This window comes from Flavobacterium sp. KACC 22758 (assembly GCF_028736135.1).
Taxonomy (GTDB): domain Bacteria; phylum Bacteroidota; class Bacteroidia; order Flavobacteriales; family Flavobacteriaceae; genus Flavobacterium; species Flavobacterium johnsoniae.
The window spans coordinates 4,087,723-4,113,632 of sequence record NZ_CP117878.1; the positions used below are offsets into that span (position 1 = coordinate 4,087,723).

Genomic DNA, 25,910 nt, shown 5'->3' on the forward strand with positions numbered 1-25,910 from the left:
TCAAAATGAAGGAAAAGGCATTCCTGCATAATGTAAAATTATTCTGCTTACTAATTTTATTATTATTCATTCCTGTTACAGTTCTTGCCCAAAAGAAAAAGAAAAAAGAAACTGAGAGTGAAATTGTAAAAAAAGATTCTACTGACGCCAAAAAAGGCAAAAAATATAGCGACCTTATAAAAAAGGGAACTGTTAAAAAAGGACTATTCAATATCATTCAGGTTAAAACCGATGTATATTTTGAAATTCAGGATAGTTTGTTTAAAAGAGAATTTCTAATTGTAAACAAATTATCTCAGGTTCCTTATGATCTTAACGAAGCTGGATTAAATAAAGGAATGAATTATGAAAATAAAGTTATTTCCTTTTATAAAGATACTATTGCAAAGAAAGTCTGGGTAAAGACCTATCAGCCTAAAGTTTCTTCTCCTAAAGATGATGCCATTACAGCATCTGTAATTAATAATTTTGCCGAATCTATTATTGAAGTTTTTGATATCGAAACCAAAAACAACGATTCGAGCGCTGTTGTAATTAAAGTAAACAAGATTTTTGACGGAAAACAAAAAAGCTTTAATGATGTAATGGGCAACATTGGCTTAAATGGTTCTGTAAAATCTGATTTATCCTATATAGAAGGATTAAAATCTTTTCCTAAAAACATTGTTGTAAAATCACAAATGACAACTTCACTAAGTGATGGAGGTGCTACAGTACCGATTACGCTTGGTGTGACAACTAATATTATTTTATTGGATAAAACTCCAATGAAACCTCGTTTTTCTGACAAACGAATTGGTTTTTTTACTGAAAAGCATTGGTACTTTGCCGATGCACAGCAGGCAATGCTTGAAAAAGAATTGATTACCCGCTGGCGTTTAGAACCAAAGAAAGAAGATGAAGAACGTTATATGAAAGGTGAATTAGTAGAGCCGAAAAAACCAATCGTTTATTACATCGATCCATCGACTCCAAAACAATGGAGAAAAAACATCATTGATGGGGTACACGATTGGCAGGCAGCTTTTGAAAAAGCCGGATTTAAAAATGCCGTTATTGCAAAAGAACCTACTGAACAAGATTTAGATTTTGATATTGATGATGTGCGTTATTCTGTTATTACGTATGCTGCATCGCCAAAATCAAACGCAATGGGACCATCTGTGGTTGATCCAAGAAGCGGTGAAATTATTGAGGCCGATATTATCTGGTGGCATAATGTAATGACTTCGCTTCAAAGCTGGATGCGTATTCAGACTGGACCAATTGACCCAAAAGCAAGAGGGAACAAATTCAGTGATGAACATATGGGAGAAGCAATTCGTTTTGTTTCGTCTCATGAAGTAGGACACACATTTGGTTTAAAACACAATATGGGCGCTTCTTTCGCTTATGATGTAGAATCTTTAAGATCTAAAGAATTTACAGCAAAAATGGGAGGCACTGCTCCTTCTATCATGGATTATGCCCGTTACAATTATGTGGCACAGCCGGAAGACAATGTTACAGTTATTACTCCAAAAATTGGAGAATATGATAAATATGCAATAGAATGGGGTTACAGATGGTATTCGCCAAACGAAAACGAAACAGCAAAACTAAACGCCTTACTTACAAAACATCAAAATGACCCCATTTATTTTTACGGTGAGCAGCAATCAGGCGTTCCGATTGATCCTCGCTCACAGTCTGAAGATTTAGGAAACGATGCTGTAAAAGCAAGTGAATATGGTTTAAAAAACTTAAAGCGTGTTGTAGACAATATTATAAACTGGACGTATGATAAAGATCAGTCTTACTACGAAACTGGTAAACTATATGTTGGAACTATCGGACAATGGCAAACGTACAATGATCATGTATTAACCAATATTGGCGGTGTTTACTTAAACACGACAGTACACGGCGACAACAAACAAAGTTACGTTCCGGTTCCTGCAGCAATGCAGAAAAGAGCTGCCGATTATTTAATTAAAAATGTAATTACGATTCCACAGTGGTTGTTTTTTAATGACATTTTAAACAAAACAAATCCGCTGAAAGATTCTCCTCTTGGACCTTATGAGTACACACCATACACAATGGCAAGAGCATTACAGTACGATATTATGTATAGTTTATTATTTGATGACCGTTTGCTTCGAATGACAGAAAATGAATTATATGAGGCAAATAAAACCAATGAGAAGGTTTTTACCGTAAATGATTTGTTTAAAAAATTACACCAAAGCGTATTTGCAGGAACTATCCAAAACAAATCACTTACTATTCTGGAGCGTATGACGCAAAAGAATTATGTAGATGTTTTAATTATTTCGACAAATAAATTGTTTGAAAAAACAGATGCTAAAAAAACAATTCAACTTAAAGAAACATTACAAATGCCTCATTTATGTTCTGAAGATGATGAACATATGGCAAGAAACATTAATAACTATTTTTTGAAAAGAGTTACAGAAGTAACCTCAGATAAAAAAGGAGAATTATCAAAAGTGCTTCAGTTATTAAAACTAAAAAAGAGCACCGGAGATCAATCGACCCAAAACCATTACCGCGATTTAATACAACGAATCGAGAAAGCCCTGAATAATACAACCTTTTAATAATTACAAACCCAAAACATGAAAAAAATTCTACATGCCTTACTGCTGTTCCTGGCCATCGCAGGATACTCGCAGGAAACCCGAACTATTACGGGGATCATTCAAGATGAAGCAGACTTGTCGCCAATTCCTGGTGCGTCTATCTTCGTTGAGAATAATTCCATTTCAAACAAAACTGCTATGGCAGGTATTATTCAAAGTGAAGCTATTGGAACTACTACAGATTTCGATGGTAAATTCACCTTGAAAATTGCAAAAAATGTTACTTCTTTGAGAGTTGTTTTCATGGGATACAAATCGTATACTCTTGAATTAGACGGTCAAAAAAATTATACAGTTAACTTAAAATCTGAAACTGCAAAACTTCAGGAGGTTGTAGTAACTGGTTACCAAAAAATCGAGAAAAGAAAACTTACTGCTGCGGTTACAAAAATCGACATGGCTGCAATCCAGCAGACTGGGGTTTCGAGCATTGACCAATTATTAGTTGGACAAATTGCCGGAGTTGCTGTAAGTACACCTTCTGGAGCACCTGGAGCACCTGCTAAAATCAGAATCAGGGGTACAGCTTCTTTAAATGGTACACAAGATCCTTTATGGGTATTAGATGGTTTACCATTAGAAGGAAATGACGTTCCAAAAAACTTCGATAAAGACAACATCGACGTATTAAACAACTACTCTATTGCTGGTTTAAATCCAGATGACATTAAAGATATTACAATCTTAAAAGATGCTGCTGCAACAGCTATTTACGGTGCTCGTGCTGCAAATGGTGTAATCGTAGTAACTACTAAAAAAGGACGCGCTGGTAAAATGGTTGTAAGTTTTAACACTAATACCTTTATTACACAAAGACCTGAGTTTTCTAAATTAAACTTAATGAACTCAAACGAAAAAGTTGATTTCGAACTTGGTCTTGCTTCCCGCGAGGATTTAACTTACAGAGATACATCTGGTGATATTGCCCGTATCTTAAACGGAGCAAATGAATTAAATGCATACAGAGCCGGAGGATTCTCTGCTTTAAGCGGTGCAACACAAGAATCAATCAATGCTTTAAGAAACAACAATACAAACTGGGGTAACTTATTGTACCAAACTGCTATCAATACACAGCACGGTTTAAGTTTATCTGGAGGTGGTGAAAAATCAGATTACTATTTCTCTTTAGGATACTATGATGAAAAAGGAACAACTGTAGGAACAGGTTTCAAACGCTACAACGTAACCTTAAAAAACAACTACGAAATTACAGATAAATTCAAAGTTGGTGTTAGTCTTTTTGGTTCAGAGAACAAAACTTCATCTTACTTAACAGATACTAATGCATATACAAATCCTGCAAATTATTCTAGAAACGTAAACCCATATTTAACTCCTTTTAATGAAGATGGAAGTTATAAATATGATAAAGATGTTGTAGGACTTGTTGGCGGTGATTATATTCCATTTAACTTTTTAGAAGAAAGAGAAAATACTTCTTACGATTTAAAAACAAGATCTATAAAAGCATTATTAGATGCTGAATATAAAGTTACTAAAGATTTAAGAGTAACTTCTCAGTTAGGTTTACAGTTAGATAATACATCTACTGAAAAATATGCTGGTGAAAACAGCTACTACACAAGAGTACAAAGAGAAAGATCAAGCTACTTTAGCGGTGGAAAAAAATATTTCCTTCCAGTTGGAGGTATTATCCAAAATTCTAATGCAGACTTTTTTCAGTACAACCTAAAAACAATGGTGAACTACTCTAAAACTTTAGGAGAGAAACACGAAATTGAAGCAATGGTTGGTAATGAGTTAAGACGTAATGACGCAACATCAATTTCTACTAAAGGTTTTGGTTATAATGCTCAGAATTTAACAACGCAGCCAATCTTATTCCCAAATGCATCTTTCGCAACAGGAGCAACTTGGAGAACGTATGCTAAAACTAAAAATGAAAATGCATTTGCATCATTCTTTGCAACAGCATCATATACTTATGATAGAAAATATAGTGTATTTGGAAGTGTTAGATACGACGGTTCTGATTTATTTGGTGTAGATCCAAAATACAAATACCTGCCGCTTTATTCAACTTCTGCTTCATGGGCAGTGTCTGAAGAAAATTTCTTAAAAGATAATTTAACACTTTCTAATTTAAGACTTCGTGCTTCTTACGGTTTACAAGGTAATATTGACAAAGGTACTTCTCCTTATGTAGTAGGTGCAAACAGTACAGGTACAATACTTCCTGGTAATACAGAACAAACTGTTGTTGTTATAAGCCCGCCTAATGAAAAATTACGTTGGGAAAAAACTACAAACACGAATATTGGAGCAGACATTGGTTTATTCAACAACCGTATCAGCATTGTAACTGATATTTATGGAAGAAAAAGTACTGACTTAATTGGTCTTAGATCACTTCCATTAGAAAATGGTTTTGAATTTACAAATATGAACTGGGCACAAGTAAGTAACAAAGGTTATGAGATTACTTTGTCTACAAAAAACATCGACCGTCCTAACTTTAAGTGGAATACAAGTATTAACTTTTCTCACAATAAAAGTAACGTAGACCGTTTACAAATTAGAGATAACAGTTACTTACCAAATCAGGAAGGTTACGCTGTAAATGCAGTATTTGGATTTAAAACTAATGGTGTTGACGAAAATGGATATCCATTATTTGTAAACAAAAATGGAGAAACTGTAAACGCTCAAACATTCTTTAAACTGGTAGATGGTTTCCCAGATTTTCCAGGAATTATCTCTGACTCAGGATTAACTCCAGCAGAATTTAGAGATTTATTTGTTTACTTAGGAGATAGAGATCCAAAGTTCACAGGAGGTATCACTAATACATTCAAGGTAAGTAATTTTGATCTTACAGTTGCAGCTTCTTTCAACATTAAGCAGACTGTTACAAGAACTCCTCCTTATAACGGAACATTAGTAGACAGAGGACAAAACTACAGTAGAGATATATTAAATGCTTGGTCTCCAACAAATACATCTTCTACTTTACCTGGAATTACAAGTGAAACAGGCGGAACTGGAGATTCTTGGATGGCAAATCAATTTTTTGCAGGAAGAAATCAAGTAGAAACATTAAATTACTTAGACATTTATGCAAGTGAAATGAGCTACATGAGATTAAGCAGTGTGCGTTTAGGCTATACATTCCCTAAAACGTTTACAGATCACATCAATATAGCAAGTATCAGATTAAATGTTGAGGCAAGAAACTTATTCGTAGTAAGCTCTGATTACAAAGGTTACTTTGATCCTGAAACTTTTGGAAACATTTATGCACAACCAGTTCCTAAGTCATTCACTTTAGGATGTAATGTAACTTTCTAATAAAATTAAAGATGAAAAAAATCTCAAAATATATTTTACTTTTTGTTGCTGCAATTGCTGTAACAAGCTGCGATGACTATTTAGACATCCAACCTCTCGGAAAAGTAATTCCTGAAACATTACAAGATTATCGTGGTGTCCTTACAACAGGGTATGTAGCTTATCCTGATCACAAATCGATAACAGCAGTTCGTACTGATGAATTAATACTAGATGGTGACGGCGATAGCGAAATTCCATTATACCAGGATATCTACGCTTGGAAAGATGCTGGTACAGATCGTCGAACAATGACTTTTCCATACCAAAATTTATATACGGTAATTTTTTATACGAATGTACTAATTAATGATGCTCAAGGAAAATTATCAAATTCTCCTGAAAAAGATCAACTAATTGGAGAAGCTTATGCTTTAAGAGCAATGGCTTATTTTGATTTGATTAACTTATTTAGTAAACCTTTCAATCCTGCAACGTCAGGATCTGACAAAGGTGTTCCATTAGCATTAAAAGTAGATTTAGAGCAGACTTATCCTTCTCAAACTGTTGAAGCAATTTACAATCAAATTATTTCTGACACTCAAGAAGCAGAAAGTTTACTTAATTTAAACACGCAGCCAAAAGGATTTAACTATCGTTTTTCTAAAGCCGCTTTGTATAGTTTAGAAAGCCGTATTTATCTATACATGCAGCAATGGCAGAAATCTCAGGATGCAGCTAATAAAGCCTTAGCTATAAACAATGCTTTAGTTGATTTAAAAGCAACTCCGGTATTAGCAACCAAATTTGATTCAAAAGAATCTATTTTAGCGCTTGAAGAAAATTATGATAATGGTCTTAAATTATTATCATATGCATCAGATGATTTACTTGCTGCTTATAACAGAACTACAGATTTACGTTTTCCAATTTACTTTGCAGCAAACGGAAGTAATTTCAGAATTCAAAAAGGAGCTAATGATGATCAAAAATGCTCTTTCAGAACATCTGAATTGTATTTAATTAAAGCTGAGACTTCATTAAAATTGAATAATCTGGCTGATGCTAAAACAACAGTTTTAACTTTCATCAAAAACAGATATACAGCATCTGGATTTACAAAGCTTGAAAGTGAAATCGCAGCAATGAATGCAGCTGATTTAACAACTTTTATTTTAGCAGAAAGACAACGTGAATTTGCTGTAGAAGGACAGCGTTGGTATGATTTAAGAAGAACAACTCAAAAACAAATTGTTCACACTTTCTTAAGTCAAACCTATACTTTGACACAAAACGATCCGCGATATACTATTCCAGTACCAGCAAACGCGAGATTAAACAATCCCAATCTATAAGTTACCTATTGTTTTTTTTGAAAAAGGTCCAGTTGCAAAACTGGGCCTTTTTTGCTTTTTAGCCAGAAAATAAATTTTAATCACAACAAAAAACAAAAACAACATTAAAAACATATTGTAAAAAATCCAGAGACAATTATATTTGCACAACCATTAAGAACTTCATTTTATTGAATGAAACTTTTTAACATCAGCCAAGAATAATGAGAATTGCCATTGTTGAAGACGAATATCTTGCTTCCAGTTATCTAAAATCGATTTTAGAGCAGCAGGAAATTTTACAGATTGCAGAAATTACAGTTTTAAAATCTGTAAAAGAAGCCGTCGACTTTTTTAAACATAACAATGTCGATCTCGCTTTTATGGACATTCACCTTGGTGATGGAAAAAGTCTTGAGATTTTTGAAAAAACCACAATCTCCTGCCCTGTTATTTTTGTTACGGCTTATGATTCTTACGCTATTTCGGTTTTCAAACACTTTACCATAGATTATCTTTTAAAACCTTTTGAAGAACAGGAATTATTAGAAGCCTTATTCAAATTCAAAAAAATAAAAGAAAGTTTTAATACCGATGCTGCAGTGCGGTCATTAGTCGCATTAGAAAATCCCGAAACAAACAAAATACAGCGTCATTTTTTAGTAAACCACGGCTATAAGCTAATTTCGGTAAACGAGTCTGAAATCACCTATTTTGCAGCATCTGGAAAACATTTGTTTATCTATGTAAAATCTGGAAACAGTTACTTATACAACAATACACTTACAGACATCATAAACAGTCTCGATCCGTTTATTTTTTTTAAAGTAAACAGAAAATATATCGTAAGCCGAAATATTATAAAAGAAGTCGTAAAACATTCGAATCAAAAAATCGAATTAATTCTTACCGTTCCAGCAGTCGAAGATGACCCTATTATGATTAGCAAAAAAGAAATAAATAATTTCAAAAACTGGCTTGATCAATAATTTTCAGCTTCAATTTCTCTTAAATTTTGGCTTTTGCCCAAAATCAAAAAACTGAATTATTCATAATTTATGAATTAAAATCTGCCTAAAAACTGTTGAAACCATTTTAAAACGTTAAAATAGCGTTATAAGAATCATAAAATTGACAGTTCATTACCAGCATAATAGCATTCTTCATTTCGGAATTCTTTATCTTTGAGAGACAAAATTTAAATGAAAAAGAAAAATGCCACATAATAGATTTTACCCTAACGAAGTATTCAAAGAAATAGAAATAAACGCCTCACTACAACTTAAATATGCCATTTCAAACAGAGGAAGACTAATAAGCTTTACTGATGAAATTGAAAACGGCCGAATCTTAAAAGGCGGTTTAAGTGACGGATATCCAACTTTTAGATTTAAAGTCAAAAAAGACGACAAAATCATCAACAAATACTTATTTCTTTACAAATTAGTAGCCCAATATTTTATTCCAAAAGATTCTGAAGATCAAACTTATGTTCTGCATATGGATTATAACCGAAGCAACGACGATGTAAGCAATTTACGCTGGGCAACAAAGCAAGAAATGATGGCACACAGCCGTAAAAGTCCGCGTGTGATTCAGGCCAAGAAAAACCTGATAGAACACAATTTAAAAGCCGACGGAAGAAAACTGACTACAACAAAAGTCATGTTAATTAAAAAAATACTGGCAAGACCAGAACAAAAAACCCGTTTAAAAATGATCGCCAAACAATTTGGCGTAAGCGAAATGCAGATCCGCAGAATTGCCAGCGGTGAAAACTGGGGACATGTTAAAGTTTAAAACTAAGAAAAATACATTTTATCACTCAACACTAAGGAGCTTTCATTACTGAAAGTTCTTTTTTTTTACATAAATTCCTACAAGTACTGCCTAGAGCTATAAATTTTAACTTATGAATTAATTTTCTCTCAAAATATTAAAAAAATAAAAAGAAAAAAGGCAGAATAATATGATAAAACAATTTTATTAATTGTAAACTTGCATACCAAATCCAAAGATAATTTTATGAAGAGAAAATTACTTATTTTACTATGCCTGTTTAGTTTATCTGCTTTCGCACAAAACACTTTAATTCCAGACCAAAATTTCGAACAAAAACTAATTTCCTTAGGATTAGATACGGTCATTGATGGAAAAGTACCAACTTCGAATATTTCATCTATAACCTCCTTAGATGTCAGCTCTAATTCGATTAAAGATCTTACTGGAATTCAGGATTTCGTTAACCTTCAAACCTTAAAATGTGCGTACAATCAATTAACTGCATTAGATGTTAGACAAAATACGAAACTGACTCTTTTATCTTGTTATGCCAATCAAATAAAAAATCTTGATGTTAGACAAAATAAACTACTTCAAACATTAGAGTGTTACACCAATCAATTAAGCTCATTAGATGTTACTCAAAACACTGCTTTAACAGATTTATATTGTTTTGAAAATCAACTAACTTCTTTAAACACCTCAAAAAACACAAAACTTAATAGACTTTATTGTTCTGACAACTTAATTGGTTCATTAAACCTAACCAACAACCCTTTACTTTTTTTTCTTAATTGCACTAACAATAAGATAAAAAATCTTGATATTACTAAGAATACTGGTTTAATGCATTTATTTTGCTCAAATAATCAAATCTCTTTAATTGATGCTTCAAAAGTAACAGAACTTCGAAATATTGATGTATCCTCTAACAAACTTGTGAGCTTAAATCTAAAAAGCGGAAAAAATACATTAATAAATCTTGGTCAAAACCTCTTTGCAAACAATCCAAACCTGGCTTGTATACAGGTAGATGATGTAAGTTATTCTAATTCAAAATGGGCTGGTGCTAAAGATGCAACGGCAATTTATTCTCTTGATTGTCCTCGTTACACTGCTATCCCGGACATTAATTTTGAAAACAAGCTTATTTCTTTAGGAATTGATTCTGGAGCCCCAGACGGAGTAGTATTGACTTCAAAAATTTCAAAAGTTACAATATTAGACTTGGGAACCAATACAGCAATTACGGATCTAACCGGAATACAAGACTTTACAGCTCTGCAAAGATTGTACTGCCAAGGAAATACTGGGCGTGCAGGTGACGGAGGAAACGGAAAACTAACGACTATTGATGTCTCTAAAAATGTTAATTTGACAGTGCTGCATTGCGGATATAATCAAATTACAAGTTTAGATGTCAGCAATAATCCACTACTGATTTCTTTAAACTGTAATGTCAATAAATTAACAGCTATTGATGTTTCTCAAAACACTAAACTCGATAATTTAGATATAAGCAGTAATTATATTACTGAGCTGAACGTTTCTAAAATTCCAACTTTACGTTATTTAAGTGCTTATTCTACAAAAATTACATCACTGGATATTTCAGCTAATCCGATACTGGTTGGATTATTTTGTAACAATTCGGCTTTGACCAGTTTAAACTTAAAAAATGGCCACAACGATTTAATTGTTCCTCAAAGTATAAGCTTCAAGGCAAATCCGGAGTTAACTTGTATTCAGGTTGATAATGCGGTAAATTCAAACACAAACTGGGCAAATGCAAAAGATGCATCTGCAAGTTATTTAACAAATTGCCAGCCATACACTTTAATTCCTGATATTAATTTCGAAAACAAACTTATTGCCTTAGGAATTGATTCTGGAACTCCAGACGGAAAAGTATTGACCGCAAATATTTCTACAGTGACTACATTGGATTTAGGAACCGATACAACGATTACCGACCTAACCGGAATACAGGATTTTACAGCTCTGGAAAGATTATACTGTCAAGGAAATAGTGGCCGTGCAGGCGATGGCGGAAACGGAAAATTAACAACTCTTGATGTTTCTAAAAATGCTAATTTAACTGTACTGCATTGCGGTTTCAATCAAATTACAAGTTTAGATGTCAGCAATAATCCATTATTGATTTCTTTCAATTGTAATGTCAATAAATTAACGGCCATTGATGTTTCTAAAAACACAAAACTCGATAATTTAAACATAAGCAGTAATAATATTACTGAACTTAATGTTTCTAAAATTCCAACTTTGCGTTACTTGAGTACTGATTATACAAAACTTACAACGCTCGATATTTCTGCAAATCCGTTAATGGCTGGATTATTCTGCAACAATTCGGCTTTGACCAGTTTAAACTTAAAAAACGGCCACAACGATTTAATTGTTCCTCAAAGTATAAGCTTCAAGGCAAATCCGGGGTTAACTTGTATTCAGGTTGACAATGCAGTAAATTCAAACACAAACTGGGCAAATGCAAAAGATGCCTCTGCGAGTTATTCAACAAATTGCCAGCCATACACTTTAATTCCTGATATTAATTTCGAAAACAAACTTATTTCTTTAGGAATTGATTCTGGAACACCAGACGGAAAAGTTTTGACCGCAAATGTTTCGACAGTAACAACATTGGATTTAGGAACCAATACAACTATCGCAGACCTAACCGGAATTCAGGATTTTACAGCTCTGCAAAAATTATTCTGTCATGGAAATTCAGGACATATTGAAACAGGAGGAAATGGAAAACTGACTACTATTGATGTTTCTAAAAACACAAAACTTACTGTTCTTGACGTTTCATACAATCAAATTGCAAATTTAGATGTCAGCAATAATCCATTATTAATTTCTTTAAATTGTAACGTTAACAGATTGACTTCAATAGATGTTTCTAAAAACATTAAACTGGACAATTTAAATGTAAGCACCAATAAAATTACAGAAATAAATGTATCTACAATTCCAACCTTGCGTTATCTTTTCTGCGATTACACTACACTAAGGAGTTTAGATATCTCAAATAATCCTGCTATAGTTGGTTTAACTTGTAACAATAGTTCTTTAACAAATTTAAATCTAAAAAATGGTTACAATCAATTAATTGCTGCTCAAAGTATAAACTTTAAAGCAAATCCGGCTTTAAGTTGTATTCAGGTTGATAATGAAACAAACTCTACTGCAAACTGGTCTGCTGCAAAAGACGCATCAGCAAGTTATTCAAATGATTGTCAGTACGGTTTATATACACTTATCCCTGACAGTAATTTCGAAAAGAAACTAATTACATTAGGAATCGATACAGGAACGCCAGACGGGAAAGTTTTAACCTCAAACGTTAATAATGTTACCTCTTTAGACGTTTCATACAGTAATATTACAAATCTAAGCGGTCTTGAAGCTTTTACGTCTTTAACATCTCTAAAATGTTATGGAAACTATACTTTAACGGCTTTAGATGTTAGAAAAAACACCAAATTAACAACATTGGATTGTAATAATAATTATCTGGTAACAACCTTAGATGTATCACAAAATACTGCTTTGACTTACTTAAATTGTTACAGCAATAAACTCACTACTTTAGATGTAAGCAATAATAAAAACTTAACAACTTTACAATGTGCATCAAACAAATTAACAAGTTTAAATGTAGCAAACAATAAAGCCTTAACGAAATTAGATCTTGGCTATAATTTAATTTCAAGTTTAGATGTATCGCAAAATAAAGAATTAACATCATTAACCTGCACCTCAAATCAAATTTCGAATTTAGACATCAGTTTAAATACAAAATTAATTGAATTATGGGCTGGAAATAACCTGTATACTGCTTTAGATGTTTCAAACAACACTGCTTTGACATCATTAATATGCAATACAAATCAATTAACAACATTAGACGTTTCCAGAAATACTGCATTAACAAGATTGTTGATTTACAAAAACAAAATAACAAACATAGACGTTTCAAATAATACTTTATTGAGCTCTTTTGATTGTAATTCAAACTTAATTACCAATCTTAATGTTTCAAAAAATATAAATCTGGATTATCTATATTGTGATAATAATAAATTAACAGCCTTAGATGTTTCTAATAACACTAAACTTGGCACCTTAAATTGCGGCAACAACAAACTTACTAGTCTGGATATCTCTAACAATAAAAATTTAAGTTGGTTAGAATGTGAATCTAACAAATTGGTAAATCTGAACTTAAAAAATGGAAAAAATATGTTATTTGACAGTTTTCCAAACCCAGATCCAAATTATACTATTTATCAAATCGATTTCAGAAATAATCCTGATTTAACTTGTATTCAAGTTGATAATGCAGCATATTCAAATGAGAAATGGTCAACCAGAAAAGATGCATCTGCAGAATTCAGCAACGATTGTAACAATAACACATTGATAACCGATTCTAATTTTGAAGATTTCCTAATTGCTGCCGGTATAGATACTGACGGAAAAAACGGCCGAGTTTCTACTTCCAGCATTAGTAATATTAAGTTTTTAGATATTTCAAATTCAAACATATCAGATTTAACCGGACTTGAAAACTTTACAGCTTTAGAGAAATTTATCTGCGCAGGAAATTCTATTACAACAATTAATATGTCTGCTAATACTCAGTTAACTTATCTGGATATTTCAAACAATCCCCTAACGAGTGTTAATGTTTCTAATAACAAATTATTGAAAGAGTTTTATTGTAACGGAATGCAGATTATTATTAGAAAATCTTCTTCAAGCCTAAGCAAATTAACAACTCTGGATTTATCAAACAATACTTTGCTTACAAATCTTGATTGCTCAAATAATCAGTTAATAAGCCTTGATTTATCCAAAAATACAAATCTAATCGAAATAGACTGTTCTAATAATGATTTAAACGATTTGAATTTACAAAACGGAAATAACAGCATTTTGGTTAATTTAAATCTAAAAAACAATGCAAAATTGTCTTGTATAAAAGTTGACAATCCTTCTTTTTCAACTGGTAATTGGACTGATTCAAAAGATCAAACAGCAGAATACTCGTCTACCTGTAAAACTTTAGGGACAAATGATCAAATTTTTAATAAAATAAATATTTATCCAAACCCGTCTAATGGAGATTTATATATAACAAATGCTGTATTAACTAAAGCAGCTGTATATGACAGCTTAGGAAAACTTGTAAAAACTGTAACTATAAATTCTGACAGTCTTGAAAATTATATTGATTTAAAAGGAATAGCATCAGGAGTTTATTATATATTCATAGAAAACACTGAAGCACACATAGTTAAAAAAGTTATTATTAAATAAGCTTTCCTTTTTTACAATAAAAAAAGACACATTTAAAAAGTAAAAAAATGTGTCTTTTTTTTATTTGAAAATTAAACATAGATCTTCCTTGCTTTTTTACTAAAAAAAGAATCAATACAACTTATATTTTATTATTTTGTATAACTTTTACCTCAATCTCTGTGAAAAGACCAAAATCTCACTCGGTAAAAACAAATTTAAAGGCGTTCATTTAAAATAAATCCTTAAATTCGCAAGCACAAATAACAAAGAATCATCGAAAAATGAGTTTCGGAAAATTATAAACTTCATTTTCGATAGTTAATATTAAAAACCAAAAAAATGAAATACGACGTTATTGTTTTAGGAAGTGGTCCTGGTGGATATGTAACAGCAATTAGAGCTTCACAATTAGGCTTTAAAACAGCTGTAGTTGAAAAAGAAAATCTTGGTGGTGTATGTTTAAACTGGGGATGTATCCCAACAAAAGCATTACTAAAATCTGCTCAGGTTTTTGATTACTTAAAACACGCTTCTGATTACGGATTAAAAGTTTCTGAATTCGATAAAGATTTCCCTGCTGTTATTCAGCGCAGCCGTGGTGTTGCAGAAGGAATGAGCAAAGGAGTTCAATTCTTAATGAAAAAAAACAAAATTGACGTTATCGAAGGTTTTGGAAAATTAAAACCAGGAAAAAAACTTGACGTTACAGATAAAGACAATAAAGTTACAGAATACAGCGCTGATCACATTATCATCGCAACCGGAGCTCGCTCTCGTGAGTTGCCAAACTTACCACAAGACGGTGTAAAAGTAATTGGATACCGTCAGGCAATGACATTACCAACTCAGCCAAAATCAATGATTATCGTAGGTTCTGGAGCAATTGGAGTAGAATTTGCTCATTTCTACAACTCAATGGGAACAGACGTTACTATTGTAGAATTTATGCCAAACATCGTTCCTGTAGAAGACGAAGACGTTTCAAAACAAATGGAGCGTTCTATGAAAAAAGCAGGTGTAAAAATCATGACAAACTCTTCTGTAGAAAAAATTGACACTACAGGAAACGGAGTTAAAGCAACTGTAAAAACTGCAAAAGGAGAAGAAATTCTTGAAGCAGACATCGTACTTTCGGCAGTTGGAATCAAAACAAACATCGAAAATATTGGTTTAGAAGAAGTTGGAATCGCTGTTGACAGAGATAAAATCTTAGTAAACGCTTACAACGAAACTAACATTCCTGGATACTACGCAATTGGAGACGTTACTCCTGGTCAGGCTTTAGCTCACGTAGCTTCTGCAGAAGGAATTAACTGTGTAGAAAAAATCAAAGGTTTACACGTAGACCCAATCGATTACGGAAACATTCCGGGTTGTACTTATGCAACTCCAGAAATTGCTTCTGTAGGTTTAACAGAAAAACAAGCAAGAGATAAAGGTTACGAATTAAAAATTGGTAAATTCCCATTCTCAGCTTCTGGAAAAGCAAAAGCTGCAGGAGCTGCAGACGGATTCGTAAAAGTAATCTTTGATGCAAAATACGGAGAATGGTTAGGATGCCACATGATTGGTGCTGGTGTTACAGATATGATTGCTGAGGCAGTTGTAGCTCGTAAACTAGAAACTACAGGTCACGAAGTCCTTAAATCTATCCACCCTCACCCAACAATGAGCGAGGCTGTTATGGAAGCTGTAGCAGATGCTTACGGCGAAGTAATTCACTTGTAAAAATATACCGTTTTACGGTTATATATAATTCTCAATTAATTAAATCCGATTTGTGAAAACAGATCGGATTTTTTTATAGATGTTATTATCATCCAAACACAAATTCAAAACCGCAATACATGTCTTAAAATTTAACAAACAAAAAGTTGTTAAAAACTTGATATAAAAAAATATTGCCGCCGTTTTATAATTCTTATTTTTATTTCTTATAAATAAGAATTCATGAAACTACCTTTTATAGAAATAATCGAAGCCGCAACCAGTGATCCTAATTTACTGATGTGGAAATTTTATGATGAAGATAAAGAAATCAAAAACGGAGCAAAACTAACTGTTCGTGAGAGTCAGCATGTTATGCTTTTAAATGAAGGCCAGCTTGCAGATGTTTTTTCTCCCGGACTTCATACTTTATCTACAGAAAACATTCCTATTTTAAGTAAATTAAAAGGCTGGAAATACGGTTTCGAAAGTCCGTTTAAAGTCGATGTTTACTTTTTTAACACACACCAATTCATCAATAATAAATGGGGAACTCCTGCTCCTATTTTGATGAACGACCCGCAGTTTGGGCAAATCAGAATCCGCGCTTTCGGAAGTTTTGATATTAAAATTGCCGATCCTGCTAAATTCTTCCGTCAATATGCCGGAACTTACAAACAGCTTACCATTTTCGAATTGCAAAATCAGTTACGAGATTTTGTGGCTCCAAAATTTGGAGAAGTTTTGGCAAACGAAAATATCACCGTTACTGACGTTGCCGGAAATATTACACAATTAGGAAAAAAAATCGAACCTTATCTTAAACCTTATTTTGAGCAGTTAGGTATCGAGTTAACCCAATTTGTAATTACAAGTGTAACCTTGCCGGAAGAAGTTACGGCGCATTACGATAAAATCACCAATATGAATATGGTAACCGATATGGATAAATTTACCAAATTCAATACCGCGACGGCAATTGGCGACAAAGGAACCGCGCTTCACGATGCAGCACAAAATGCCGTGACCATGGGAATCCTTTTAAACCAGTTACAGCAGAATAAAGAAACTCCAAAGCAGGAAACAGCAGACGATTTAACGTCTAAACTTCAAAAACTGAAATCTTTATTTGACGCTGGTTTAATTGACGAAGATGAATTCAAAAACAAGAAAACTGAACTATTAAGCCAATTGTAATGGAAGAAAAAAAAGTCAATTCGTTTTTGAGCAGACTCAAAGAAAATGCGCAGAAACAAACCAATTATGGAGGTGAAATGGAAATTACCGAAGCCAAAATGAATGCAAAAGACTGCCCAAACTGCGGTGCAGGAAGAGCAAAACAAGACGGCTTAACCCATTGCGCCTATTGCGGATTTGAGTTTTTAAACGTAAAACTTACTGACGGAGTTTATATTAAAAAAGAAGATAATTCAATTTAAAAATTAGATAACGTGTTCGGACTATTTAACAAATCAAAAAACAAAGAAAACCAAGCAAACCAAACAAATCAAGTAAGCAGAGAATCATATCCGGAATGGTATGCAGAACTTCAGGAATCACAACAAAGATGGTTCGCTTTCTTAGAAAAACTCGAAGCAAAAATGGAAGAACTGGCTGTTGCCGCAATTCCAGAGTTAAAACAGCTTTTGCAGGATGATGAAGACATGTACAAAAGGACTTTTCAAAGAGTTTATTCAGGTATAAATGGTCAGTTAAACAATATTAGAGAAAAAGCCAGGGATACATACGAAGAAAAAATAGACAGTATTTATTACGACCTCGATTCAAGAATTTCTGTTTTAGACAAAAATCATGATTTATTATCTGATTTTAGAAGCGCGTGTTCAGATCGTTACAATGATTTTGACGATAAATACGACTATTGGAGAAAACAAATTGAAAAAACTCAGGAACGCGATCTCGAAATCGAATACAAAAAAATTCTGGACGAATACGAAACCATCAAAAACAAATTCAACTGCACGCAGTGCGGCGGCAATATAGAAATCGAGAAAATATTTTTAATCGAAACCTATATTTCATGCCCATACTGCCAGACACAAAATACTTTTGCTCCAAGTACACTGGGAAGAAACCTTCAGAATATTGCCAAAGAACTTGCAGAACAGCGAACAGCTCATCTATATGACGCTTATGAAAGTGAAAAAGATAAAGAGCGTGATTTGTACCATAAACGCCATGAATTGAGCCTTAGCACCATTCACGAATCTGATAAAAAAGTTTTAGCCGAAATTCAGGCAAAAATGGATGATCTTGAAGAACAAAGACAAGCTGCCATTAAAAATGCTCCAAAATTGTATCAGGTTTATTTAAGAGCCATGTATGACGAATGGAATAAAATTACGCCTGATTTAAAAGAGCACAACGAAAAAATGTATCAAAATCAATTACAATATCTATAAATTATTAACCCTAAAATTTGAAAAATGTTTAAAAAACTTTTTGGAGCTCTAACTGGAGACAATAAACAGGAAAACCAAAACTATGAAGCACAGACTTCAAATGATAATTATGAAAATGATTATGAAGATGAATATCAGGAAGTAGAATACGATCCTGAAACTTTACACGGAACACATTATACTGTAGAAGATTTTGATGCAGAAGTAGCTGAAAGAGCCGAAGCATGGATTGCAGACGAACGTGCAAGCGGAGAAAACCTTGAAGATAAAGATATTAAAAACATCTATTTTAATTATAGAAGAACAGTTTATACAGAATGGAACAACTGCGATTCAGACCAAATGATTCGTTTTGAACACGCTAATTCTTTAAAATACAGCGGAGTTCAAACTTCAGGATTTGTAAAAGTAGACGATAATAATCCGTTTTTAGAACCAGTTCACGGTGTAGATTTAAGAACTTACACTGCAATGTGTCTTAAAATAAGTGCTGGAGTTGATTATCTAGAAGTTTGCAAAGCAATGGGATTTGAACCAGCTGTTTGGGAAGAATTAAACACAATCTGGCCGCAGCGTATGGGCGAAGATACTTCATTTACCGTTACAACTTTATTTGGCCAGTACTATGCCGAAAATGTAACAGTTCCTCAATTAGAAAACCTGAAAGCTGAAATTTCAGAAGAAGGCGCAGCAAATCTTGAAAGAATAAAAACTGATCGTTATTTCTACGAAGAACTAGCTGGTGCAAGACAAGCAGCTTACGAATACGGAATTGACGGCGCTCAATGGATTTTAGATACTTTTGGAATCAACCTTGCCGATTTTCAATCTGTGGCAATGCAATGGATGACAGAGCAAAACCAAAACTGGAATTCAGCAGACATTACAGAATTTCACGATTATCAACAAGCAAAACAAAAAGAATATGCAGCCAAATTTGCTGCTGAACAAGGCGGAAATATCGCAGACGATGTAAATTTCTAAATTCAACTTCTTTTGATGATTAAAAAACCGATTTGCAAAACAAATCGGTTTTTTATTCGTTAGAAAATACACAATCACAAAAGTTACTTTATAAAAAATATACAATGGAAAACACACCAATATTCTTTGCCGATGGAGAAAATCCAAAAATGATCGAAGCCTACAAAAAAGCACAAGAAACCTTTAAATATTTCTGGCGTGAATTATCGTGGGAATACCGCAGAATAATTCCCGGACTAGACGTTGCCTGCGTAAAACTGGCATTTACTCAGGAAATAGACGGCGAAACTGTTGTAGAACACATGTGGATTAACGACATAAATTTTGACGGCGATACTATTTATGGAACTTTGGTAAACCAGCCAAACGAATTAACGAATGTAAATAATGGAGATGAAGTTGAAATTCCGGTAAACCAAATCAGCGACTGGTTATTTGCAAGCCAGGGAAAAACTTTCGGAGCTTTTACCATACACGCCATGCGATCTGAAATGAGCGAAGATGAAAGAAATGAACATGACGAAGCCTGGGGATTAGATTTTGGAGATTACAACGATATTTTGGTAGTTTCTGACCAAAAAGAAAAACCCGAAAATCTTATAGAACATCCTATGAGCAAAAATATGAGAGAGAGCCTTATCGATTTTGTAAAAAACAATCCAGAAGAACTTACTTCGCAAGATGAATTGGGTTATACTTTTTTACATCGCGAAACTATTGCAGGAAATAGTACATCAGTCGAAGTTTTACTAGAATCTGGCGCAGACAAAAATGCTAAAAATCATCTGGGCAAAACAGCTTTAGATTATGCTGCAGAACTAAAATGGAATCATTTGATACCATTATTTCAATAAAATAAAAAATCCGATTTACGTTTTGTTAAATCGGATTTTTTATTTTTAAAAAGCCAGTAAGGCACTATTGCCAAAATATCAAAACAAGCAGAATTAAAATACGGGTTTTAAAAAATTATTTTTCATTTTAAAACAAAAAACTAATCTTTTTTTCGTCTGTTTAAAATAAAGAATATGCTACTTTTGCACCACCAAATCTAATCTGCAAGTGTGATGAAAAAAATATTCTTCATTATTTTAATTATCTTGTTTTCACCAAGTATAGTATTTTCTCAGGCAAAAAAAGAAAAGAATGTAAATACCGATCCTAAAAACGTTTTTTCAAGGCCTTATGATTATGTAAACGACTTTGAAAAAATCATGAATGCCGATCAAATTACAACACTTACCAATACACTGAAAGCATTCGAAAAAAAACATCTTTATAAAATTACCGTTGTAACCACATCTACAATAGAGCCTTATACCTCTTTTCCTGATTATGCTCTGGAATTAGACAAATATCTGGCAGTCGATCCTAAACTAGACCCTACTATTTTAATCGTTGTAAGCAAACAATTAAGACAAATTCAGGTTCAAAGCATTGATCTTATTCGTTATAAATTAAGTGATAATGATACCCAGAATATTATAACCACTTATGCAGTACCAGAATTTAAAAAAGGAGACTACTCTAAAGGTTTGGAACTTGCCGTAGAACAAATAATGAATAAATTAAAAGTTTATTAATTAAACGAAGTTTCTTCTTAATATCAAAAGTTATATATTGTATCTCGTTAAAATCACAAAAAAAGATATATGACTTTAGAAGAATATAAAAAAGAATTTTCAGAAGACGACTCTGTTGGATGGTTAGAAATTGACAAAGTATTTGATCAGCTTTATCCAGAACAAGAACCCAAACATTTTGCCCCGGCAATCAGCTATATGTTGGGTGGAGAAAGTCCGCTTGATGGTGTCAGCATTTACGAAAGCAAAAAACAAGAAAATCATTTTCATTTTGTAACCTATGGCTTTTCTGAATTGTACTATAATGAAGAAAAAGTCAACGGAGAATTCAGTAAATGGGGATTTGAACTTACCTTCAGGCTGAAACCTTTTGAAGCCGATAACGGAAACCCAAGCTGGGCAGTGGCACTTTTGCAGAATATTGCCAAATATGTTTTTAGTACTGGCAACTGGTTTGAAGAATTTCATTATATGCCGGCCAATGGTCCTATAAGACTTGATACCGAAACCGATATTACTGCGCTGGTTTTTGTAAACGATCCCGAAATAGAAAAAATACAAACCCCTCACGGCGAAGTTTCATTTCTGCAAATCGTTGGAATTACTTCCGCAGAATATGAACATATCAAAGAAAACCCGGAAACTGTTGAAGAACTGGTAAATAAATTAAAAGAAAACAATCCATTATTAATAACCGATTTAAACCGAAAATAAATGGCAAATTCTTTTTATTCCTATTCAGCTTATATATCACCGTCTTCAAATGCAGATATTAAGGTTTTAAAAGAGTTTTTAGATGAATTTTATCAAGAATCTGATAATAAAATTACATTAAACGACAATCAAATTACTATAACTTTTGATGACGAATATAACTTCTATATTTATTTAGCAGAAGAAGAACATGTAAATCAGGAAGCACTTGAAATTGCCGATTATTTAGAAGAAGACTGGAACGAAACCCCTTCTGACAAAGAAAAATTAAAAGCATCAAAAAAACGTTTTGAAGTTTGGGGAGATCCCGATTTTGATATGGATTACTTTAATGACAGTCTTTTCATAATAGACCAAGTGGAAAAGTTTAATGACATTATTATTTTTCAAAATCAATAAACAGTATTTATAGAATATAAAATCCGATTTGCAATAAAACAGATCGGATTTTTTGTTTTTGGACTGTTAAAAAAACTTCCACAGCCATATATTTTAATAACTTTAGATTCAAAAAAAAGCATTATGAAAGAAATAACTATTGTCGAATTCACTTCTAATTTGGGCTTAAAAGAACCTCAAACCGGAAAAGAACCAGGCGTAAACCGTCTGCCCGATTGGTTATGGAAACACAACCTTCATAAAGCTATTACACCAAAAAATATCGTAAGATTAGATCCACCCAGATATTCAAACATAAAAGACCCTCAAACTACTATTTTAAATGCAGACTCATTAGTTACTTATGCCAGAGAACAGGCTTATTTGATAAACAATTTAATCAGCGCCAATAAATTTCCGTTTGTACTTGGCGGCGACTGCAGTATACTTTTAGGAACCGCAATGGCTTTAAAGCAAAAAGGAAATTACGGTCTATTCTATCTCGACGGACATACTGATTTTATGGATGTTTCTTTATCTGAAACCGGCGGTACAGGCGGCATGATTGCGTCTATTGTTACCGGAAACGGACACGAAAAATTAACCAATATTCTCAATTTGTCTCCTTACATAAAAGAAGAAAACCTTTGGTGCGTGGGCAATCGCGAATATGATGATGAATACGAAAATGAAATCAGAAAATCTTCTGCAGTATATTTAAGTTTAAAAGAATTACGAAAACAAGGTATTAAAAACTCTGTACAGTCTTTTCTTTTAGAAGTCGAAAGTAAAAAGCTAGACGGTTTCTGGCTGCACATCGATGTCGATGTTTTAAACGACTCTGTTATGCCCTGCGTAGACAGCCGAACTCCAGACGGACTGACTTACGACGAATTTAATGAACTTACCTCCTATTTGTTTCAAAGTCAAAAACTAAGCGGACTCGAAATTACAATTCTCGATCCAGATTTAGACCAAACCGGAGAATATACTAAGGAATTTGTCGCTAATATAACCTCAACTTTTAATCAGAACTTCAACAATTAGTATTTAAAACTTAAAAAAGCTCCTTTTAAAGAAATAAAGCAGCAAATCATTTCATGGAAATAACCGAAATTAGAAATAAAGATTACGAATTACTAAAAAACCTATTTTTAAAAGAAAGACAAAGAACTTTTTCATGGCTTGACACCTCAGAATTTCAATTAGATGATTTTGAAAAACATACGCAGGGAGAACATATTCTCGTTGCATTATTAGATGACATTCCTGTAGGTTTTATTTCGATCTGGATACCTGCAAATTTTATTCATCATTTGTATGTCGATCAAAAACACCAAGGCCGGAAAATTGGAACAGCATTATTAAAAGCTGCAATTGATAAATTTAAACTTCCGCTGACTTTAAAATGCCTCGAAAACAATAGCAAGGCAGTAGAATTTTACATAAAAACAGGATTTACGGCAAAAGAAAAAGGCCAGTCCGGCAACGGAACTTATATTCTTTTTGAGCTTTCAAAAAATATTGATTAACCTCAAAAATCAAGAACTTATGAATAACAATTAAAATCGTTGAAAAATTAAAATTTATCTGACCTGAAACTCAAAAATGGATAAAATTTCAACATAGAATAATCCCCAGATTTTACTTATATTGCAAGGAACAAAAATTACAAGCATGTCAAAAAATATTGAAAGTCTTATTCCGCACAGAGCACCATTTCTTTTCGTAGATGAAGTTATATCCTATACTAAAGAAGAAATAATTGGCTTTAAAACATTTGGCGAAAAAGACAACTGGTTAAAAAGTACTTTTAAAATATTCGATTTTATACCCGGAGCCATTTTAATAGAAGCTATGGCGCAATGCGGCGGTGCAGGCGTAAAACTTTTGGGAATAACAGATGGAATATTTGGTTTAGTAAGCATTGAAAATGCAGAATTTTACGGCAAAGCCAAATTTGGAGACAAAATAAAACTTGCAATTGAAAATATTCGTTTAGGCGAAAAAATAATCAAACAACAAGGAACTGCATACATCGACGACAAACCCATCGTTAAAGCCGGCTGGATGTGTGTAAAAATTTCATAGAGGCAAATTCAATATCAAATCTAAATTCTAAATTCTAAAATCTAAAATTAATCTTTGTCCGAAATCCCCCTTACAATTGTCTTTTAAAAACCCAACTTACTGATTTTTAAGTAATAAATTTGATATTCAATTTTTAAAACCATAAAAATGAATACAGCAGATTTTACTACAACAATACTTGTGAGCCAGTCACCAGAAGAAGTTTTTAATGCCGTTACCAATGTTCGAGGCTGGTGGTCTGAAGAAATAGAAGGAAATACAGCCCACCAAAATGATCAATTTGATTATCATTACGAAGACGTTCATCGCTGTAAAATTGAACTTATTGAAGTGTTTCCGAATCAAAAAGTCGTTTGGTTAGTTAAAGAAAATTATTTCAATTTTACAGAAGACAAAACAGAATGGAGAGGAACAAAACCTACTTTTGAAATTACAGTAAAAGACGGAAAAACAGAACTTCGTTTTACCCATTTTGGTTTAACTTCAGAATATGAATGTTTTGAAATCTGCCGAGGTGCCTGGACAAATTATATACAAAATAGTTTAAAAAAACTTATTGAAACCGGAAAAGGCGAACAAAACGCAACCGGAAAACCACAAACAGAAAACGAAAAAAGATTATCCAAAAGCTGAAAAACTTAGCAGCTTAGAAACTTAAAAGGTCAGAATCTTATTTAGACTACAACATTCGTAGATTTGGCTACAGCTGTTTATTTGATGCATCGCAACTTTGTAACATCAAAAATTAGAACAGATGAAAATTACTATTACAGGTTCTCTAGGGAACATCAGCAAGCCTCTGGCAAAAGAATTAATACAAAAAGGACATACTGTTACCATAATTGCAAGCAGTACAGAAAGACAAGCCGAAATCGAAAAATTAGGCGCAAAAGCAACTATTGGATCTGTAGAAGATTTAGCATTTTTAACTAAAACTTTTACAGATTCAGATGCTGTATATTGTATGATTCCGCGTGCCAATTATTTCGATCCAAATCTTGATTTAGATGCTTTTACCCGTAAAATTGGAAACAATTATGCCGAAGCAATCAAACAATCTGGTGTAAAACGTGTTGTTTTTCTGAGCAGTATTGGAGCACATTTAAAACAAAATTCAGGAATTATTCAGCGTTACAACGAAATTGAAGCTGTTTTAAATACATTATCAGATGTTTCGATAACATTTATGCGTCCAACTTCGTTCTATTACAATTTACTGGCTTACATTCCAATGATCAAAAATCTGGGCTTCATAGCAGCCAATTATGGAGCTGATTCTATGATTCCGTGGGTTTCACCAAATGACATTGCGGCAGCAATTGCGGAAGAAATCACAACTTCGTCTGAAGGAAAAAAAGTCCGTTATGTGGCAAGCGAAGAATTAACCGGACACGAAACCGCAAAAATTTTAGGCGAAGCAATAGGGAAACCAGACTTAAAATGGGAATTAATTAGTGATGAAGAAACCCTAAATGGCTTAATTTCTGCTGGTATGCAGCCAAAAATCGCCAACGGTCTGGTTGAAATGTATGCCGCACTATACAACGGTACACTGGCTCAGGATTATTTGAAAAACAAACCGGCAGTTTTAGGAAAAACAAAACTAACAAATTATGCAGAAGAATTTGCTGCAATTTATAATTAAAA

The 25,910-nt window shown here is 33.1% G+C and carries 20 protein-coding genes; all 20 read left to right on the plus strand.

The window, feature by feature from the left end; genetic code table 11:
• Positions 1–5 precede the first annotated feature (5 nt).
• Positions 6–2,603, plus strand: a complete 2,598-nt coding sequence (locus PQ462_RS17015; protein ID WP_274250897.1) for a zinc-dependent metalloprotease — start codon at positions 6–8, stop codon at positions 2,601–2,603.
• Between the two features lie 18 nt (positions 2,604–2,621).
• Positions 2,622–5,957 carry a SusC/RagA family TonB-linked outer membrane protein gene (locus tag PQ462_RS17020; protein ID WP_012026636.1) on the plus strand — a complete coding sequence of 1,112 codons (3,336 nt, stop codon included), beginning with the start codon at positions 2,622–2,624 and terminating at the stop codon, positions 5,955–5,957.
• Positions 5,958–5,968: 11 nt separating this feature from the next.
• A complete protein-coding gene (locus tag PQ462_RS17025; RefSeq protein WP_274250898.1) occupies positions 5,969–7,291 on the plus strand; it encodes a RagB/SusD family nutrient uptake outer membrane protein in 1,323 nt (440 codons plus the stop codon).
• A gap of 203 nt (positions 7,292–7,494) precedes the next feature.
• Positions 7,495–8,259 (plus strand): LytR/AlgR family response regulator transcription factor, encoded by a 765-nt coding sequence (locus PQ462_RS17030; RefSeq protein ID WP_274250899.1) that lies wholly within the window; start codon positions 7,495–7,497, stop codon positions 8,257–8,259.
• A gap of 226 nt (positions 8,260–8,485) precedes the next feature.
• Positions 8,486–9,070 carry an NUMOD4 domain-containing protein gene (locus PQ462_RS17035; protein ID WP_274250900.1) on the plus strand — a complete coding sequence of 195 codons (585 nt, stop codon included), beginning with the start codon at positions 8,486–8,488 and terminating at the stop codon, positions 9,068–9,070.
• A gap of 225 nt (positions 9,071–9,295) precedes the next feature.
• Positions 9,296–14,401, plus strand: a complete 5,106-nt coding sequence (locus PQ462_RS17040; RefSeq protein WP_274250901.1) for a T9SS type A sorting domain-containing protein — start codon at positions 9,296–9,298, stop codon at positions 14,399–14,401.
• Between the two features lie 321 nt (positions 14,402–14,722).
• A complete protein-coding gene (lpdA, locus tag PQ462_RS17045) occupies positions 14,723–16,111 on the plus strand; it encodes a dihydrolipoyl dehydrogenase (RefSeq protein ID WP_121360554.1) in 1,389 nt (462 codons plus the stop codon).
• Between the two features lie 222 nt (positions 16,112–16,333).
• Entirely contained in the window at positions 16,334–17,287 is a 954-nt protein-coding gene (locus PQ462_RS17050; protein ID WP_274250902.1) for an SPFH domain-containing protein, read from the plus strand.
• Positions 17,287–17,529: a hypothetical protein gene (locus PQ462_RS17055; protein WP_012026643.1), complete on the plus strand. Its 243-nt coding sequence runs from the start codon at positions 17,287–17,289 to the stop codon at positions 17,527–17,529. The genes PQ462_RS17050 and PQ462_RS17055 overlap by 1 nt, the downstream gene beginning before the upstream one ends.
• A 12-nt stretch (positions 17,530–17,541) precedes the next feature.
• Positions 17,542–18,513, plus strand: coding sequence for a hypothetical protein (locus tag PQ462_RS17060; protein WP_274250903.1), 972 nt, complete (start codon positions 17,542–17,544; stop codon positions 18,511–18,513).
• A gap of 24 nt (positions 18,514–18,537) precedes the next feature.
• Positions 18,538–19,497 (plus strand): DUF6620 family protein, encoded by a 960-nt coding sequence (locus PQ462_RS17065; protein ID WP_012026645.1) that lies wholly within the window; start codon positions 18,538–18,540, stop codon positions 19,495–19,497.
• Positions 19,498–19,601: 104 nt separating this feature from the next.
• Positions 19,602–20,351, plus strand: coding sequence for a DUF2314 domain-containing protein (locus tag PQ462_RS17070; RefSeq protein WP_274250904.1), 750 nt, complete (start codon positions 19,602–19,604; stop codon positions 20,349–20,351).
• Between the two features lie 213 nt (positions 20,352–20,564).
• A complete protein-coding gene (locus tag PQ462_RS17075) occupies positions 20,565–21,080 on the plus strand; it encodes a TPM domain-containing protein (protein WP_012026648.1) in 516 nt (171 codons plus the stop codon).
• A gap of 69 nt (positions 21,081–21,149) precedes the next feature.
• Entirely contained in the window at positions 21,150–21,794 is a 645-nt protein-coding gene (locus PQ462_RS17080) for a suppressor of fused domain protein (protein ID WP_274250905.1), read from the plus strand.
• Complete coding sequence (locus PQ462_RS17085) at positions 21,795–22,193, plus strand: hypothetical protein (protein WP_274250906.1); 399 nt, start codon at positions 21,795–21,797, stop codon at positions 22,191–22,193.
• Positions 22,194–22,316: 123 nt separating this feature from the next.
• On the plus strand, positions 22,317–23,219 hold the full coding sequence (locus PQ462_RS17090; protein ID WP_012026652.1) for an arginase family protein: 903 nt from the start codon (positions 22,317–22,319) through the stop codon (positions 23,217–23,219).
• 53 nt (positions 23,220–23,272) lie between these two features.
• Entirely contained in the window at positions 23,273–23,704 is a 432-nt protein-coding gene (locus tag PQ462_RS17095; RefSeq protein ID WP_274250907.1) for a GNAT family N-acetyltransferase, read from the plus strand.
• Between the two features lie 145 nt (positions 23,705–23,849).
• The gene (locus PQ462_RS17100) at positions 23,850–24,263 is read left to right on the plus strand and encodes a 3-hydroxyacyl-ACP dehydratase FabZ family protein (RefSeq protein WP_012026654.1); all 414 of its coding nucleotides are present in this window, start codon (positions 23,850–23,852) and stop codon (positions 24,261–24,263) included.
• A 147-nt stretch (positions 24,264–24,410) separates the two neighbouring features.
• Positions 24,411–24,896, plus strand: coding sequence for an SRPBCC family protein (locus PQ462_RS17105; protein WP_274250908.1), 486 nt, complete (start codon positions 24,411–24,413; stop codon positions 24,894–24,896).
• A gap of 121 nt (positions 24,897–25,017) precedes the next feature.
• Positions 25,018–25,908 carry an SDR family oxidoreductase gene (locus PQ462_RS17110; protein ID WP_274250909.1) on the plus strand — a complete coding sequence of 297 codons (891 nt, stop codon included), beginning with the start codon at positions 25,018–25,020 and terminating at the stop codon, positions 25,906–25,908.
• The last annotated feature ends 2 nt before the right edge of the window (positions 25,909–25,910 follow it).

Excerpts from the sequence above, each read along its gene's own strand:
- PQ462_RS17070 (WP_274250904.1), top strand. The coding sequence starts at position 19,602 with ATGGAAAACACACCAATATTCTTTGCCGATGGAGAAAATCCAAAAATG.
- lpdA (WP_121360554.1), top strand. The coding sequence starts at position 14,723 with ATGAAATACGACGTTATTGTTTTAGGAAGTGGTCCTGGTGGATATGTA.
- PQ462_RS17025 (WP_274250898.1), top strand. The coding sequence starts at position 5,969 with ATGAAAAAAATCTCAAAATATATTTTACTTTTTGTTGCTGCAATTGCT.
- PQ462_RS17015 (WP_274250897.1), top strand. The coding sequence starts at position 6 with ATGAAGGAAAAGGCATTCCTGCATAATGTAAAATTATTCTGCTTACTA.
- PQ462_RS17105 (WP_274250908.1), top strand. The coding sequence starts at position 24,411 with ATGAATACAGCAGATTTTACTACAACAATACTTGTGAGCCAGTCACCA.
- PQ462_RS17085 (WP_274250906.1), top strand. The coding sequence starts at position 21,795 with ATGGCAAATTCTTTTTATTCCTATTCAGCTTATATATCACCGTCTTCA.
- PQ462_RS17020 (WP_012026636.1), top strand. The coding sequence starts at position 2,622 with ATGAAAAAAATTCTACATGCCTTACTGCTGTTCCTGGCCATCGCAGGA.
- PQ462_RS17055 (WP_012026643.1), top strand. The coding sequence starts at position 17,287 with ATGGAAGAAAAAAAAGTCAATTCGTTTTTGAGCAGACTCAAAGAAAAT.
- PQ462_RS17095 (WP_274250907.1), top strand. The coding sequence starts at position 23,273 with ATGGAAATAACCGAAATTAGAAATAAAGATTACGAATTACTAAAAAAC.
- PQ462_RS17035 (WP_274250900.1), top strand. The coding sequence starts at position 8,486 with ATGCCACATAATAGATTTTACCCTAACGAAGTATTCAAAGAAATAGAA.
- PQ462_RS17065 (WP_012026645.1), top strand. The coding sequence starts at position 18,538 with ATGTTTAAAAAACTTTTTGGAGCTCTAACTGGAGACAATAAACAGGAA.
- PQ462_RS17030 (WP_274250899.1), top strand. The coding sequence starts at position 7,495 with ATGAGAATTGCCATTGTTGAAGACGAATATCTTGCTTCCAGTTATCTA.
- PQ462_RS17040 (WP_274250901.1), top strand. The coding sequence starts at position 9,296 with ATGAAGAGAAAATTACTTATTTTACTATGCCTGTTTAGTTTATCTGCT.
- PQ462_RS17090 (WP_012026652.1), top strand. The coding sequence starts at position 22,317 with ATGAAAGAAATAACTATTGTCGAATTCACTTCTAATTTGGGCTTAAAA.
- PQ462_RS17080 (WP_274250905.1), top strand. The coding sequence starts at position 21,150 with ATGACTTTAGAAGAATATAAAAAAGAATTTTCAGAAGACGACTCTGTT.
- PQ462_RS17050 (WP_274250902.1), top strand. The coding sequence starts at position 16,334 with ATGAAACTACCTTTTATAGAAATAATCGAAGCCGCAACCAGTGATCCT.
- PQ462_RS17075 (WP_012026648.1), top strand. The coding sequence starts at position 20,565 with ATGAAAAAAATATTCTTCATTATTTTAATTATCTTGTTTTCACCAAGT.
- PQ462_RS17100 (WP_012026654.1), top strand. The coding sequence starts at position 23,850 with ATGTCAAAAAATATTGAAAGTCTTATTCCGCACAGAGCACCATTTCTT.
- PQ462_RS17110 (WP_274250909.1), top strand. The coding sequence starts at position 25,018 with ATGAAAATTACTATTACAGGTTCTCTAGGGAACATCAGCAAGCCTCTG.